The 13,058-nt window shown below is 65.9% G+C and carries 12 protein-coding genes and 2 tRNA genes; 4 read left to right on the forward strand and 10 right to left on the reverse strand.

Going from position 1 to position 13,058, the window contains the following annotated elements; all coding sequences use genetic code 11:
* Positions 1-615 precede the first annotated feature (615 nt).
* The 6 genes from ABH927_RS34000 to ABH927_RS34025 form a co-directional block, all read right to left on the reverse strand.
* Positions 616-3,195 carry a valine--tRNA ligase gene (locus ABH927_RS34000; RefSeq protein WP_370028583.1) on the reverse strand — a complete coding sequence of 860 codons (2,580 nt, stop codon included), beginning with the start codon at positions 3,193-3,195 and terminating at the stop codon, positions 616-618.
* A gap of 103 nt (positions 3,196-3,298) precedes the next feature.
* A complete protein-coding gene (clpX, locus tag ABH927_RS34005; protein WP_370028585.1) occupies positions 3,299-4,582 on the reverse strand; it encodes an ATP-dependent Clp protease ATP-binding subunit ClpX in 1,284 nt (427 codons plus the stop codon).
* Between the two features lie 194 nt (positions 4,583-4,776).
* Positions 4,777-5,424, reverse strand: a complete 648-nt coding sequence (locus ABH927_RS34010; RefSeq protein WP_370028587.1) for an ATP-dependent Clp protease proteolytic subunit — start codon at positions 5,422-5,424, stop codon at positions 4,777-4,779.
* Between the two features lie 14 nt (positions 5,425-5,438).
* Positions 5,439-6,083 (reverse strand): ClpP family protease, encoded by a 645-nt coding sequence (locus ABH927_RS34015; protein ID WP_261586869.1) that lies wholly within the window; start codon positions 6,081-6,083, stop codon positions 5,439-5,441.
* Positions 6,084-6,413: 330 nt separating this feature from the next.
* The gene (gene tig / locus ABH927_RS34020; RefSeq protein WP_370028589.1) at positions 6,414-7,799 is read right to left on the reverse strand and encodes a trigger factor; all 1,386 of its coding nucleotides are present in this window, start codon (positions 7,797-7,799) and stop codon (positions 6,414-6,416) included.
* Between the two features lie 201 nt (positions 7,800-8,000).
* The gene (locus ABH927_RS34025) at positions 8,001-8,867 is read right to left on the reverse strand and encodes a helix-turn-helix domain-containing protein (protein WP_370028591.1); all 867 of its coding nucleotides are present in this window, start codon (positions 8,865-8,867) and stop codon (positions 8,001-8,003) included.
* A gap of 284 nt (positions 8,868-9,151) precedes the next feature.
* On the opposite strand from ABH927_RS34025, the gene ABH927_RS34030 reads away from it, so the two are divergent.
* The gene (locus ABH927_RS34030) at positions 9,152-9,631 is read left to right on the forward strand and encodes an ATP-binding protein (RefSeq protein WP_370028593.1); all 480 of its coding nucleotides are present in this window, start codon (positions 9,152-9,154) and stop codon (positions 9,629-9,631) included.
* Positions 9,632-10,155: 524 nt separating this feature from the next.
* Here the strand turns inward: ABH927_RS34030 and ABH927_RS34035 are convergent.
* Positions 10,156-10,425 carry a hypothetical protein gene (locus ABH927_RS34035; protein ID WP_370028595.1) on the reverse strand — a complete coding sequence of 90 codons (270 nt, stop codon included), beginning with the start codon at positions 10,423-10,425 and terminating at the stop codon, positions 10,156-10,158.
* A 211-nt stretch (positions 10,426-10,636) separates the two neighbouring features.
* Positions 10,637-10,921 (reverse strand): flavoprotein, encoded by a 285-nt coding sequence (locus ABH927_RS34040; RefSeq protein WP_370028597.1) that lies wholly within the window; start codon positions 10,919-10,921, stop codon positions 10,637-10,639.
* Here ABH927_RS34040 and ABH927_RS34045 point away from each other — a divergent pair.
* The gene (locus ABH927_RS34045) at positions 10,920-11,303 is read left to right on the forward strand and encodes a hypothetical protein (RefSeq protein ID WP_370028599.1); all 384 of its coding nucleotides are present in this window, start codon (positions 10,920-10,922) and stop codon (positions 11,301-11,303) included. The genes ABH927_RS34040 and ABH927_RS34045 overlap by 2 nt on opposite strands.
* 69 nt (positions 11,304-11,372) lie before the next feature.
* A complete protein-coding gene (locus ABH927_RS34050; protein WP_370028601.1) occupies positions 11,373-11,771 on the forward strand; it encodes a hypothetical protein in 399 nt (132 codons plus the stop codon).
* A gap of 6 nt (positions 11,772-11,777) precedes the next feature.
* Here ABH927_RS34050 and ABH927_RS34055 read toward each other — a convergent pair whose 3' ends face one another.
* On the reverse strand, positions 11,778-12,332 hold the full coding sequence (locus ABH927_RS34055) for a hypothetical protein (RefSeq protein ID WP_370028603.1): 555 nt from the start codon (positions 12,330-12,332) through the stop codon (positions 11,778-11,780).
* 392 nt (positions 12,333-12,724) lie between these two features.
* Positions 12,725-12,795, reverse strand: a tRNA-Gly gene (locus ABH927_RS34060).
* 90 nt (positions 12,796-12,885) lie between these two features.
* Between ABH927_RS34060 and ABH927_RS34065 the strand changes: the two genes are divergently transcribed.
* Positions 12,886-12,962 (forward strand) — tRNA-Pro (locus ABH927_RS34065).
* The last annotated feature ends 96 nt before the right edge of the window (positions 12,963-13,058 follow it).

Raw genomic sequence — 13,058 nt, forward strand, 5'->3', positions numbered from 1 at the left:
CTTTATTCTTGCGCCCCGCCCGATTCGTGTCAAACCAGCCCGTTTCCGAACCCTTGACACCAACCCCGCGAACCAGCAGGAATTCCGACCACCCCCGCTTCCGGGGCAACCCCTCTAACTTACCCGATATCTAACATCCCGTCGAATCGCGTTGGGACATCCCGAAATCGGGCCGAACTAGAGGGAGTAACGGAAAGCCTAGCAGCCGACTTCCCCGAGAGAGGTTGAGGCACGCCGCGCTTCCCGCGTGGAAGAAGACTAGCACCCCTCAGAGGGTGCCGCGCACAACTTGGGCAACTTGGAAAACCTTCCCTCGCGGCACGCCTCCCAAACCTCCCCCGTCCCGGAATGACTAGTCGCGGAAGGACAAGCCACCGAAGGACGATCACAGCAGGACGGGCTGCTAGGGAGTGTCTGACAAATGCTGCCCGTCGCGAGCGTGGATCCAGATGGATGCATCGCGAGGCGGAGGAGGAGGCCGGAGCGGAGCCTCCGGCCGACGAACCCGGGCCCCGCGGAAATTACGAGCGTGCGAGGAATTTCGTGGGTGGGGCGACAACGAAGCGAGGCGCCATCTGGGCCGCTCGCAGCAGGGCTTGATTTGTCAGACACGACCTAGGCCGGCAGGGCCGCCAGATGAGCCTCGAGGCGGGCGATGTCCTCCTCCGCCTGGGCGGCACGTCCACGGACCTTGGCGACGACGTCTTCGGGCGCCTTGGACATGAACTGCTCGTTGCCCAGCTTGCCGGTGACCTGAGCGTGCTCCTTGCGGGCCACAGCCAGGTCCTTCTCCAGCCGCTTGCGCTCGGCCGCGACGTCGATCGCGCCCGCGGTGTCGATCTCGACCCCGACGGCGCCCACAGTCAGCCGCGCCGTGGCGTTGAACGTTTCGGACGGCCCGTCCAGCCGGAGCAGCGACCGGATCGCTCCCTCATGGGCCGCGAGAGCCGTACCGGACAGGGACAGGCGTGCGGCGACCCGCTGACCGGGCTTCAGCCCCTGGTCCGACCGGAACCGGCGCACCTCCGTGACCAGCTCCTGGAGGGCCGCGATCTCCTGCTCCGCCGCCGGGTCCGCCAGCTCGGGCGAGACGGCCGGCCACGGCGCGACCACGAGAGAGTCGCCACCCGTCAGGGCGCGCCACAGCTCCTCGGTCACGAACGGCACCAGCGGGTGGAGCAGCCGCAGCAGCGCGTCGAAGACGTGGCCGAGGACCCGCTTGGTGTTCTCGGCGACCTCACCGCCCTGGGCGATCTGGACCTTGGCCAGCTCGACGTACCAGTCGCAGACCTCGTCCCACGCGAAGTGGTAGAGCGCGTCCGAGATCTTGGCGAACTCGAAGTCCTCGAAGGCCGCGTCGACCGACCCGACGACCGTCCGCAGCCGCGACAGGATCCACCTGTCGGCGGGCGTCAGCTCCGACGGCAGACCGTCCGAGACCGCGCCGTTCATCAGCGCGAACCGCGTCGCGTTCCAGATCTTGTTGCAGAAGTTGCGGGAGCCGGCCGCCCAGTCCTCGCTGATGGCCACATCCGAGCCGGGGTTGGCCCCGCGGAGCAGCGTGAACCGCGTGGCGTCGGCTCCGTAGCGCGCGATCCAGTCGAGCGGGTCTACGACGTTGCCGAACGACTTGGACATCTTCTTGCCGAACTGGTCGCGGACCATGCCGTGCAGCGCGACCGTGCGGAACGGCGGCTCCCCGTCCATCGCGTACAGGCCGAACATCATCATCCGGGCGACCCAGAAGAACAGGATGTCGTAGCCCGTGACCAGCACGGTCGTGGGATAGAACCGCGCCAGATCGGGTGTGGCCTCCGGCCAGCCCAGCGTGGAGAACGGCCACAGGCCCGAGGAGAACCAGGTGTCGAGCACGTCCGGGTCCTGCTCATAGCCGGCCGGCGGCTCCTCGTCCGGTCCGACGCACACGACCTCGCCGCCCGGGCCGTACCAGACCGGGATCCGGTGCCCCCACCAGAGCTGGCGGGAGATGCACCAGTCGTGCATGTCGTCGACCCAGTCGAAGTAGCGCTTGGCCAGCTCTGGCGGGTGGATGCGGGTGCGGCCGTCGCGGACGGCGTCGCCCGCGGCCTTCGCGAGCGGCGAGACGTTGACGAACCACTGCAGCGACAGCCGCGGCTCGACCACGGTCTTGCACCGCGAACAGTGGCCCACGGAGTGCGCATAGGGCCGCTTCTCGGCGACGATACGGCCCTGCTGGCGCAGCGCGCCCACAACGGCGGGCCGCGCCTCGAACCGGTCGAGCCCCAGGAAGGGCCCGTGGGCCGTGATGACGCCCCGCTCGTCCATGATCACGAGGGATTCTAGAGAGTGGCGGCGCCCGATCTCGAAGTCGTTCGGGTCGTGAGCAGGGGTCACCTTGACCGCGCCGGTGCCGAAGGAGGGATCCACATGCTCGTCGGCGACGACCGGGATCTTCCGCCCGGTGAGGGGCACCTCCACGAGCTTCCCGACGAGGTGCGCGTAGCGCTCGTCGGAGGGGTGGACCGCCACAGCGGTGTCGCCGAGCATCGTCTCCGCACGGGTCGTGGCCACCACGATCTCCGCGTCGCCCGAGCCGTACCGGATCGAGACGAGCTCGCCGTCGTCCTCGCTGTGCTCCACCTCGATGTCGGACAGCGCGGTGAGACAGCGGGGACACCAGTTGATGATCCGCTCGGCGCGGTAGATGAGCCCGTCGTCGAAGAGCCGCTTGAAGATCGTCTGGACGGCCCGGGAGAGCCCCTCGTCCATCGTGAAGCGCTCACGCGACCAGTCGACGCCGTCGCCGAGCTTCTTCATCTGGCCGAGGATCCGCCCGCCGGACTCCTCCTTCCACTGCCAGACCCGCTCGACGAACGCCTCTCGCCCGAAGTCGTGGCGGGACAGGCCCTCCTTGGCGATCTCACGCTCGACGACGTTCTGCGTCGCGATGCCGGCGTGGTCCATGCCCGGCAGCCACAGCGTCTCGAAGCCCCGCATGCGGGCCCGCCTGGTCAGCGCGTCCTGCACGGAGTGGTCGAGCGCGTGCCCGACGTGGAGGGAGCCCGTCACGTTCGGCGGGGGCAGCACGATGCTGTACGGCTCACGCCCACTGCCCGGGTCCGCGGTGAAGTAGCCCTCCGATACCCAGCGCTCGTAGCTCCGGGTCTCGACATCTGCGGGCGCGTACTGGGTAGGCAGCTCAGGCGTTGTCATGATGCCCAATTCTAGGGACGTCGGCGTGCTGACCGTGCCGTCGTCAAATCGTGTTTCGTCTCCCCCGGGGCTCCAGGGCCCTGTGACGCGGGGGGAGACGGGCTCAGGCGGACTTCTCGCGCGGGGTGCGCTGCTGCTTGGCCTGAAGCTGGTCGCGTGGCACGAGCGTCGGGTTGACGTGCTCCAGCACGGCCTCCCTGGTGATGACGACGCGGGCCACGTCCTGCCGGGAGGGCACCTCGTACATCACCGAGAGGAGGACCTCCTCCAGGATGGCCCGCAGGCCTCGGGCGCCGGTACCGCGGAGGATGGCCTGGTCCGCGATCGCCTCCAGGGCGTCGTCGGAGAACTCCAGCTCGACGTTGTCCAGCTCGAACAGGCGGCGGTACTGCTTCACGAGCGCGTTGCGCGGCTCGGTCAGGATCTGGATCAGCGCTTCCCTGTCCAGGTTGTGCACCGACGTGATCACGGGAAGCCGGCCGACGAACTCGGGGATCATGCCGAACTTCAGCAGGTCCTCCGGCATGACGTCGGAGAAGATGTCCGAGGAGTCCATCTCCTCTTTGGAGTGGATGATGGCGTTGAAGCCGATCCCTTTCTTGCCGACCCGTGACTCTATGATCTTTTCCAGCCCGGCGAAGGCCCCACCGCAGATGAACAGCACGTTGGTGGTGTCGATCTGGATGAACTCCTGATGCGGGTGCTTGCGGCCGCCCTGCGGGGGCACGCTCGCCGTCGTCCCTTCCAGGATCTTCAGCAGCGCCTGCTGGACGCCCTCGCCCGACACGTCACGGGTGATCGACGGGTTCTCGCTCTTGCGGGCGATCTTGTCGACCTCGTCGATGTAGATGATGCCGGTCTCGGCCTTCTTGACGTCGTAGTCCGCCGCCTGGATCAGCTTGAGGAGGATGTTCTCCACGTCCTCGCCGACGTATCCGGCCTCGGTCAGCGCCGTCGCGTCGGCGATGGCGAACGGCACGTTCAGCATCTTGGCGAGGGTCTGCGCCAGAAGGGTCTTGCCGGAGCCCGTCGGGCCGAGCAGAAGGATGTTGGACTTCGCCAGCTCCAGGCCGTCGTCGCGCCCGCGCTCACCGGACTGCACGCGCTTGTAGTGGTTGTACACCGCCACCGACAGCGCCTTCTTCGCCTTGTCCTGACCGATGACGTAGGCGTCGAGGAACTCGTAGATCTCGCGCGGCTTGGGAAGGTTGTCCCATTTGAGCTCGGAGGACTCGGACAGCTCCTCCTCGATGATCTCGTTGCAGAGATCGATGCACTCATCGCAGATGTAGACGCCTGGTCCGGCGATGAGCTTCTTGACCTGCTTCTGGCTCTTGCCACAGAACGAGCACTTCAGCAGGTCTCCCCCGTCGCCGATGCGTGCCACCCCAGATACTCCTTTGCGTGGGACCGCCCTGCCGCCGCGGTCACTTCCGTCCGCGACCCGATCTTGCTCCGGCGCGAAAACGTCATCCCGCTCAAGTTTCGACGTTACCGTCTTCTGGGCCCTCAGTGAGCCCCCTAGCGGTGAGTCGCACCGGAACGTGCCCAATTGGGCACCGTTCCGGTGCGGCAACTCCCTCAGGAAGCGGCGATCGCGGCCGCGCGCTTCTTGCGTGACGGGATGATGTCGTCCACCAGCCCGTACGCCTTCGCCTCCTCAGCGCTGAGGATCTTGTCTCGCTCGATGTCCTTGCGCACCTCGGCGGGCGTCTTGCCCGAGTGCTTCGCCACGATCTCCTCGAGGAGGGACCGCATCCGCAGGATCTCACGAGCCTGGATCTCGATGTCGCTCCCCTGGCCGCCGCCCTCGGTGGAGGGCTGGTGGATCAGGACGCGGGCGTTGGGCAGCGCGAACCGCTTGCCCGCGGTCCCTCCGGCCAGCAGGACCGCCGCGGCCGAGGCCGCCTGGCCCAGACAGACCGTCTGGATCTCGGGACGGACGAACTGCATCGTGTCGTAAATCGCCGTCATGGCCGTGAACGACCCGCCCGGCGAGTTGATGTACATGCTGATGTCGCGGTCCGGGTCGAGCGACTCCAGCGTCAGCAGCTGCGCCATCACGTCGTTCGCCGAAGCGTCGTCGATCTGGACGCCGAGGAAGATGATGCGGTCCTCGAACAGCTTGTTGTACGGGTTCATCTCCTTCACGCCGTAGGACGTGCGCTCGACGAACGAAGGAAGGACATAGCGGCCGTTGATGTCTCCCGGCCGGATCAGCTCACTCACTTGGAAAGCTCCAGTCATGAGACGGCGCCCTCGGAGGGCACCTGCCGCGCGCTGCGCACGACGTGGTCGATGAAGCCGTAGTCCTTGGCCTCCTCGGCCGTGAACCAGCGGTCGCGGTCGGAGTCGCGCTCGATCTGGTCGAGCGGCTGGCCCGTGTGGAACGCGATGCGCTCCGCGAGGGTCTTCTTGACGTAAAGCATCTGCTCGGCCTGGATCGCGATGTCGGCCGCGGTTCCGCCGATGCCGCCGGACGGCTGGTGCATCATGATGCGCGCGTTGGGCAGGGCATAGCGCTTGCCCGAGGCGCCGGCGCAGAGCAGGAACTGGCCCATGGAAGCGGCCAGGCCCATCGCCACCGTGCACACGTTGTTCGGCACATACTCCATCATGTCGTAAATCGCCATGCCGGCTGTCACCGAGCCGCCCGGGGAGTTGATGTAGAGCCAGATGTCGCGATCCGGGTCGTCCGCGGCGAGGAGGAGCAGCTCGGCGCAGAGCCGGTTGGCCACCTCGTCGTTGACCTGGGTGCCGAGCACCACGATGCGCTCGCGCAGGAGCCGCTGGTAGAGCTGGTCTTCGAGACGGAACGAGCCGTCCTCACGGCCACGGGCCTCGAAGCCGGAGCCGGTGGGCGGGAAGAAGGTCGGCGGGCTGGTCACAGCGTCACCTTCCGATGCGTCGTAATCGATTGGCTTTGCTTGTGACCTTAACGCGCGGCACAGACAGGTCATGCCTCCTCGACCGGCTGTTCGCTGACGGCGCATGTTCCGCGGCGGATCACCGCTCGACCGGCTCGTTCCCCGTCCGCCGCCCGGAATCACCGCGCCTGTCGCGCGGTGAAAGCCCAGGCCCCCGCCGTACGGCCGGCACGGGCGAGAGCCGTACGACGAGGAATTTGCGGAGATTTGCCCGCAATGAAACGAAATCCCCGGCGTGCCGAAGCGCACCGGGGATTCTCTACACGTAAATTTCGGGACGAGACCCGGTAATCAGCTTTCCGCGGACTCCGCCGACGGCGCGTCCTCGTCCTGCTGCTCCGGCTGCTGCTCGGTGTTGAGCTCGGCGTAGATGGCCTTGAGGTCGATCTCGGTGCCGGCTTCGTCGGTCACCTTGGCGGCGTCCCCGACCACGGTCTTGGCCTTCTCGCGGACGATCTCCATCATGGCCAGCGTGAGCTGGTCGTTGTCGGCCAGATGCTGGGCCAGCGTGTTCGGCGCGACGCCGAGCTGCATGGCGCGGCGCACCACGAAGTCGGTGAGCTCCTGCTCGCTGACGCCGATCTCCTCGGACTTCACGATCTTGTCGAGGACGAAGCCCGTCTTCAGCGCCTTGGCGGAGTTGGCCTCGAACTCGGCGAAACGCTCGTCCTCGGTCGTCTGGTAGAGGCGGAAGTACGCCTCCCGGCTAAGGCCGCTCTCGGCGATCTGGTGCTCGAGGTTGTGCTTGCGGGCGTCGATCTCGGCCTTGAGCGCGCTCTCGGGCAGCGGGATGTCGATCCTGTCCAGCAGCGCCTCAAGGGCCTTCTCGCGGCTCTGCATGACCTGGTCGATGAGCTTGTTGCGGCGGGCCTGCTCGCGGATGCTGTCCTTCAGCTCGTCGAGCGTGTCGAACTCGCTGGCCAGCTGGGCGAACTCGTCGTCCAGCTCGGGCAGGACCTTCTCCTTGACCGACTTGACGTTGATGATCACGTCGGCCTCCTCGCCGGCGTTCTCACCGCCGACCAGGGTGGTCCGGAAGGACTTCTCGTCGCCCGCGGCCATGCCGTCGAGCGCGTCGTCGAGCCCCTGGAGGACGGAGCCGGCGCCCACCTCGTAGGAGACGTCGGCGGCCTGCTGCTCTTCGATGTTGTTGCCGTCGATCTCGGCACGCAGGTCCATGACGACGTAGTCGCCCTTGTGGGCCGGGCGCTCCACGCCGGTCAGCGTGGCGAACCGCTGGCGCAGGGCGTCGAGCTGGGCGTCGATGTCCGCGTCGGTCACCTCGGCGGCGTCGACGACGATCTCGGCACCGTCGTAGTCGGGCACGTCGAAGGCGGGACGCACGTCGACCTCGGCGGTGAACTCGACCTGCTCACCGTCCTCGATCTTCGTGACCTCGATCTCCGGCTGGCTCACCGGGAAGACGTCGGTCTCGTCCACGGCCTGGCCGTACAGCTTGGGCAGAGCGTCGTTCAGGGTCTCCTCGAGAACCACCGCGCGGCCGAAGCGCTGCTCGATGATCCGGGCCGGCACCTTGCCAGGACGGAAGCCGGGCACGCGCACCTGCTGCGCGACCTTCTTGTAGGCGGCCTGCAGGCTCGGCTCGAGCTCTTTGAACGGCACCTCGACGGTGAGCTTGACCCGAGTAGGGCTGAGCTCCTCGACAGCGGTCTTCACGGGGTGGTCTCCTTGATCAAGCATCTGGTGATCGCGGGCGCGTCGTGCACGGCAACCGCGGCACATTAACGCGCGCCGCGCCCACGTGATCGGCACACGGTTCTCCGCCGCCATCGCACATACCTCTTGGGCATGCTCCACTGTGGCGGGTGTCCAGCGCCAAGGGCAGTCTAGAACAGACAGGCGCCTAGGAGCGACTGATCAGAGCTCTGCCATGATCTGCCGCAGCAGGTTCACCGTCTCCGCGGGGGTCGTGCTGACCGCGCAGAGCCGTTCCATGACCTCGCTGTATCGGTCCACCTCTTCGCGTTTGTCGAGGTAGAGGGCGCTCGCGAGCTGCTCGACGTACACGATGTCGGGAAGCTCAACATCGTTGAACCGCAGGATGCTGAACGCTCCGCCCTCGGCGGCGTGTCCCCCGAAGCTGAACGGCATGACCTGGATGGTGACGTTCGGCTGGTTCATCAGGTCGATCAGATGCTGGAGTTGGCCCCGCATGACCTCGACGCCGCCGATCGGACGGCGCAGAGCCGCCTCGTCGATCACCGCCCAGAACAGCGGGCTCTTGTCGCCGTCCAGCACGCGCTGACGCTCCAGACGCAGGTCCACCCGTCTGGCGATCTCCTCCGGCGCCGCGCCCACCGCGCCCGCCATGATGACCGCCCGCGCGTACTCCTTGGTCTGCAGCAGGCCGGGGACGAACTGCACCTCGTAGGTGCGTATTCGCTCTGCTGCCTCTTCCAGCCCGACGTAGGCCTGGAACCAGGACGGCAGCAGGTCGTTGAAGCGGTGCCACCAGCCGGGCTCGTTGGCTTTCTCAACTAGGTCCATCACGACCGCCCGCGTCCGCTCGTCCTCCACGCCGTAAAGGCTGAGGAGGTCGGCCACGTCGCGTTCCTTGAAGCCGACCCGGCCAAGCTCCATCCGGCTGATCTTGGATTCGGAGCCGCGGATCCTGCTTCCGGCCTCATCGCGAGAGATGCCCTTGTTCTCACGGAGCCGGCGAAGCTGGGAGCCCAGGAGGATGCGGAGCGCCGTCGGGCCCGATCCAGGCTGGATCTGCATCACGGCGCCTCCCTCTCAGCTCGGCCCTTGTGCCGCCAAGCGAAGACCCGCACGACACCTCCAGCCCACACAGTGTCACCACTTCTGGCCACGATGACAAGGTCTGATCTCCGTGTCCCTGCCCCATCTCATCGTCCGGTTCTCGATCGACTCGTGCTTCTGCACGCGTCAACTGCACGTGCATTTGGGTCTTGCAGCTCAGTCAAGGGTGATCCATGATGGCTTGGTGCATAGTGGGCCAAAGGTGCACCGATTCGTTAAACAGGCCAGCGGGAGGTCCGGGCAGCATGTCGGAGAAGCCCATATCCGCCGGCCAGTTGACCCGTGAGGTGAGAGTCGGTTGGTTTCTCCGGTCCGCCGACGCGTCCGACACCACGACATGCCCGCTTCGTCCCCAGGCCGACTCCGTCAAGATGGCGCGGGACATCACAAGATCCACCCTTCGGCGATGGGGTCTGACCGCCCTCACTGAGGACGCGGCACTCGTCGTTTCTGAACTCGTGACAAATGCCGTCCGTTACTCGCTGTATTCGACGCAGGGGCCGGACGATCACCCGATCACGCTGATGCTCGTCCGCGTCACGCCCCACGTTCTCCTGGCAGTATCCGATCCCAGCGACGAGGTTCCTTCTCCCAAGGAGCCGGATTTCATCTCTGAGAACGGCCGCGGCCTCTACATCGTGGAGACCTACAGCCAGGCCTGGGGCTGGGACCCCCTCGACCGCGGCGGCAAGGCCGTCTGGGCCCTCTTCCGCGCCACCGACTGACGTCCGTACGGCCCGCCGCGCGTCACCTCGGACCCGCACCATCACGGTCTTGTTCTAGCGGAGCGGATCGCGTGCTTCCTTGGCTCCCGGCGTCGCTCCTGATTACCAAAGTGCCCGGCGGCAGGGAGATTGACGTCAGTACAGGCTCGACCGTGGCGAACAGTTGATCAGCCTTCGGACCGTAGAGGAACGGGTGACTTCGTTGCCGACGCTTGTGCACCCGTCGGCTCAGCCGCGCCCAGAGTCCACAGGACTCGTGCTGCCATGATCAGTGCACGTAGCTTGCGCCGGTCAGCATGTCGAGTGGAACAGGCCCCCCACGGGGGTCGTCTCAGCTAACGCGTTGTAGCGCTCAACCGCGGCTCTCGTCTCCTCTACGAAGACTACCTCGCTGCCGTGGTCGAGTAGCTCGGTGACGTCGGCGGGCTGGATGCCTGTTCCCTAGCTCTGGCCTGCACGGATGGGTCCTTGAACGACGGCGAGGGGACTCCGAACCCGGGCTGTCAGCTTGGGAAGTGCATGGATCACGGCTCGTAGGGCGGTTGACCTGGGCTCCGGTCCGGTCGACGCGTCCTACGGACATGGGCAAGGACGATCTTCGGTGCCTGCCACAAGAGATAGACAGCGGGAACCAGAGCGAAGGCCGCGGCCGTGAAATCCAGCCAATCGTCACCCGTGGTCAGGTTGTCAATTCCGGCATAGACGAGGATCGGGCTGCCGACGAACACGTAGAAGATTGGCCCGAGACCGCGGTACCTGTCGTCGTCCTGACCCTGCGGGGACGGATTGGTCACCCGATCACGGTACGGCCCGAACCGCTCCCGCACACCACTTCCCGGCTGCTCTTCGGCTGGGCCATAGGACGGTCGCTGCCATCGCGGCGGATCACCCTGGATGGAGCTCGCTCAATGCGAATTCCCACGGGAAGGTGTCGATCCGATCAGCGGCGTGGGGCTCGGCCTGAGCGGGGCATGAGAGAACCTGGACGCCCCCGGCACGCAATGTCTACACACTGCGGCGGTACGGCTCGCGGGAGGCGAGGGCGCTGTTCACGAAGGGCAGGACGACGACCGGGATGCCCAGACCGGGGGCTTCGGCGAGGAGGCCGAGGGCGTAGGTGTCGGCGATTCCTTGGGCGAACTTGTTGATGGTGTTGTAGGTCGCGGGCGCGACGATGATGGCATCCGCTCGTGGCGGCTTGGGTTCGCTGGGCTTGCGGTACCGGCTGCGGACGGAGCGGCTGGTCTGTGTTTCCCAAAGATTCGGCCCAATTGACGGGCGCGGTCGCATGAACGTGGGATCAGTTGGCGGCCCGAAATTCCTGGACGACCTCGATCAGACCGACAATGTTGGCGTTGAATTCGGCCAGTTCCTCGGCGGGGACCACTCCTACCTGCAGGCGTTGCGGGATGCCGACACGCCGCGGCACAGCACGTGGAACGAGCGCGGATGCGACGGCAGATGGCTGGTCCTGGACATCTCCACTGGCGCTGGACCGGTTTGCGAGGCGGGGGTGTCGTGCCCTGCCAACATGACCCGGTTCTTCTACCAGGCGACCACCACCGGGTGGCGGGTCGTCACCGCGACACGGTCGGCGGGTTGCTCCGCTGTGCGGAAGGCCGAACCTGCCTTTCCCACCGCATTGTGCAGCGAATTGCAGGCTGTCAAGTGATTTCGCGGCGGGCCGCTACGGCGCTCGGGCTTTCGTCAGATCGGGTACCGGCGTGCCGGCGGCTGCGTGATGAGCGCCGATCGGCTGGTCTCGGCCCGGCGGCCCCCGGTCGTCACCACTGCCCGCTGTGCGGAGCGGCTGCGCGTTGAGCTGGAGCGGTACGGCGTGGCCGCCGATGTGCACGAGGGGTACGGGCTGGCGCTGGCATCGGTCTGGATCGATCTGGTCGTGTGGACCGATGGCCGGTGGTTCCGCTGGCGCTCTCCAACTGGAGGAGGGCCCGGGACCACGGCGCGGCCGAGGCGCTGGCCCGGCCGGTCGGCCGGCCGAAGGCCTGCGGTGGACCCCTGGGTGGCCGAGTACAACATGCGGCGTCCGCATCAGGCGATGGGATGGCCTGCCCAGCGGAGCCGTTCGCGGCCAAGACCGGCTCGCAGGAGGACCTACTGCCGCTACCGCTGCCGATAAAAGCCCCTACTCGTCCTGTTTTGCTTCCACTCGCAGCCCGATACCCAGCAATGCTGCAAAAATCGCTATAACGACAGCCGCAATAAGCGCCCACACAGCGAGTGCATCAATAAATATCCATATCCAGACGATTAAAACAACCAGGTCTGCGACCACGACCCAGAATGCGGATATGTCGTTGTTCCTGCGAACGCCTACGATCGCCACAAGAAATAGTACGGCAATTAGCACGAGGAACCAAAGGAAAAGAAGGCCGGCACTTGCGGTCCGCACACGAAGGGAGTCCGGAAACTCCGAAGAAGAGTCTTCCACGCCGGGGCCACCATTCGAAGGCGGCGCCTTACTTGGTGTCGCACCGGTAGGGTGCGCCTGTACAGAGCCCGACGGCTTCACCGATCCTACCGTCGGCGAATTTGAACTGACTGTTACCTGCGGCAAACTGCTTGGTCCAGACGATCCTTCAGTCGAGGATTTGCTAATATCCAGGAGAAGAGCAGCGACAGCCACCAGCAATGCCAGGATGGAAGCAATCTCTGCGGCTCGGGTCAAGGGGCGCGCCATGAGTATATGATCGAATAGCGACAAACATGATGTGCAGGCTTCTATCGGCTGCGAGATAACAAGTTGGCAACACGAAGGACCGAAACGGTCATTTGCCCCCACCCGTAACCGCGCATTCCGGGTCAGGCCTATCGGTAGCAGCCGCGGCTCAACTCCTCGGCCACGCACCTGGCCTGTCTCGCCAGAGCGGCGGTTGGCAGTCGGCCTCCTCGATCTCCACTTCCACGCCCTGCGCCACGTGGCGAACACCCTGACGGCTGCCAACGGTGCGGGCCCTGATCAGGCCATCTCGACAGCGCTCGTGCAGATGTGGCACGGAAGATTGAAAATAGCGGGCGAAGATCACGAAGGCCAGGCTCCCCACAGGGGATGACCTGGCCTTTTGGCATGAGAGCGGACGACGGGAATCGAACCCGCGTAGCCAGTTTGGAAGACTGGGGCTCTACCATTGAGCTACGTCCGCGCGCGGCCGGTGTCCATCTGGTCTAGACTTCATCCGGTCGTCAGGGCGTAAGCGTACCGGAGTCTCCGAGCGCTCGCGTACCCGACGGGACGGGGCGTGGCGCAGCTTGGTAGCGCGCTTGCTTTGGGAGCAAGAAGTCGCAGGTTCAAATCCTGTCGCCCCGACCAGTGTGATGTCGCAAGACATCGGAAACCCTCGAACCTACGGGTTCGGGGGTTTCTTTGTGTACTGGGGTTGGTAGTCGCGTGTGGGGTCGATGATCA

It is taken from the genome of Planotetraspora sp. GP83 (assembly GCF_041262585.1).
In the GTDB taxonomy this organism is placed as follows: domain Bacteria; phylum Actinomycetota; class Actinomycetes; order Streptosporangiales; family Streptosporangiaceae; genus JAOEGB01.

Coding starts and splice junctions, on each gene's coding strand:
- ABH927_RS34040 (WP_370028597.1), bottom strand. CDS start 10,921: ATGCGACCGCGCCCGTCAATTGGGCCGAATCTTTGGGAAACACAGACC.
- ABH927_RS34000 (WP_370028583.1), bottom strand. CDS start 3,195: ATGACAACGCCTGAGCTGCCTACCCAGTACGCGCCCGCAGATGTCGAG.
- ABH927_RS34030 (WP_370028593.1), top strand. CDS start 9,152: ATGTCGGAGAAGCCCATATCCGCCGGCCAGTTGACCCGTGAGGTGAGA.
- ABH927_RS34055 (WP_370028603.1), bottom strand. CDS start 12,332: ATGGCGCGCCCCTTGACCCGAGCCGCAGAGATTGCTTCCATCCTGGCA.
- ABH927_RS34050 (WP_370028601.1), top strand. CDS start 11,373: ATGAGCGCCGATCGGCTGGTCTCGGCCCGGCGGCCCCCGGTCGTCACC.
- ABH927_RS34045 (WP_370028599.1), top strand. CDS start 10,920: ATGAACGTGGGATCAGTTGGCGGCCCGAAATTCCTGGACGACCTCGAT.